Annotated in this window: 1 protein-coding gene; it reads right to left on the bottom strand. The window is 46.9% G+C overall.

Going from position 1 to position 1,182, the window contains the following annotated elements:
• The coding region (locus R7Z47_RS24055; RefSeq protein WP_226084426.1) for a flagellin at window positions 1-1,106 on the bottom strand (1,106 nt) is incomplete at its 3' end.
• Window positions 1,107-1,182 lie beyond the last annotated feature (76 nt).

Below are 1,182 nucleotides of genomic sequence, written 5' to 3'. Positions count from 1 at the left end.
GGCGCTTGTTTCGCTTGCGCAAGGATTGAGCTTGACGCTTGCGATAGAATTTGTGATTTGGTCATTGCCGTCGTTTCTTTCGCGAAATCTGTATCTTTGATACGGCTCTTCGACGCATTCACGTTCTCGTTAATGTTGTCCAAGTTGCTGATTGCGTGGTTGAAACGGTTCTGGAATGCACCTAGCTCTGCGCGGTGGCTGTCTACGTATTTCAGTGCCGCATCGATGATAGCAACAGATTCTTGTGCGCCACCAACTGAGGTTACGTCGATAGTATCTACCGTTACTTTTTTGCCTTCGCCCAAACCTAATTCACCAGATAGACCGCCTGAAAACTCGACCTCGCCCTCAACTTTGTTGTTGCCAGCGAAGATTTGCAGTTTACCGTCTTGGTCTACTGACGCTTTCACTAGGTCAGTTTGGCCGTTAATGTAAGTCGCAAGCTCTTCGATATCGTCACCCGCTTTTGCGCTGATGTTGATTTCTTGCTCTTGGCCGTAGCTGTCCGTTAGGTTGATTTTTAGGTCGTTCTTACCTTCAGCAACGTTCCAGTCTTTACCTTTACCACTTTCAGCTTGGTAGCTCACACCGCCCATCATTTTGTTGTCTGAACGCATGTCTTTTAGCTCAAGCATCACTGCTTCGCCGTTATCCGCACCGATTTGGAACGATTTCGCACCGTGTGTGCCGTTTAGTAGCTTGTTACCACCGAAAGAAGTGGTTTCTGCGATACGGTTTAGTTCGTCGTTTAGCGCGGTCACTTCTTCTTGAATCGCAACACGTTCTGCTTTCGAATTTGAACCGTTTGCTGATTGCAGAGACAAGTCACGCATACGTTGAAGAATATTAGTGGTCTCATTCATTGCACCTTCAGCAGTTTGTGCAATCGAGATACCGTCGTTCGCGTTGCGAACCGCTACATCTAAACCACGGCTTTGTACGTTCAAACGGTTCGAGATTTGTAGACCCGCAGCGTCATCTTTTGCGCTGTTGATTTTAAAACCTGAAGACAAACGCTCCATAGAAGTTTGTTGAGCTGAGTTTGCGTTGTTTAGGTAACGCTGAGCGGTCATCGCTGATACGTTAGTGTTTACATTCACTGCCATGGTGATTTCTCCAATTGATTTTCCGGTGTAGCGGTTTCCGACGTCTCGGAAAACCAAGTAGTTCTCTCAAAGTTAC

Origin of the sequence: Vibrio sp. 1641, from assembly GCF_033339995.1 — a bacterium.
Taxonomy (GTDB): domain Bacteria; phylum Pseudomonadota; class Gammaproteobacteria; order Enterobacterales; family Vibrionaceae; genus Vibrio; species Vibrio alginolyticus.
The sequence above is the reverse complement of the archived record's forward strand: the minus strand, read 5'-3'. Positions and strand labels throughout refer to the sequence as shown.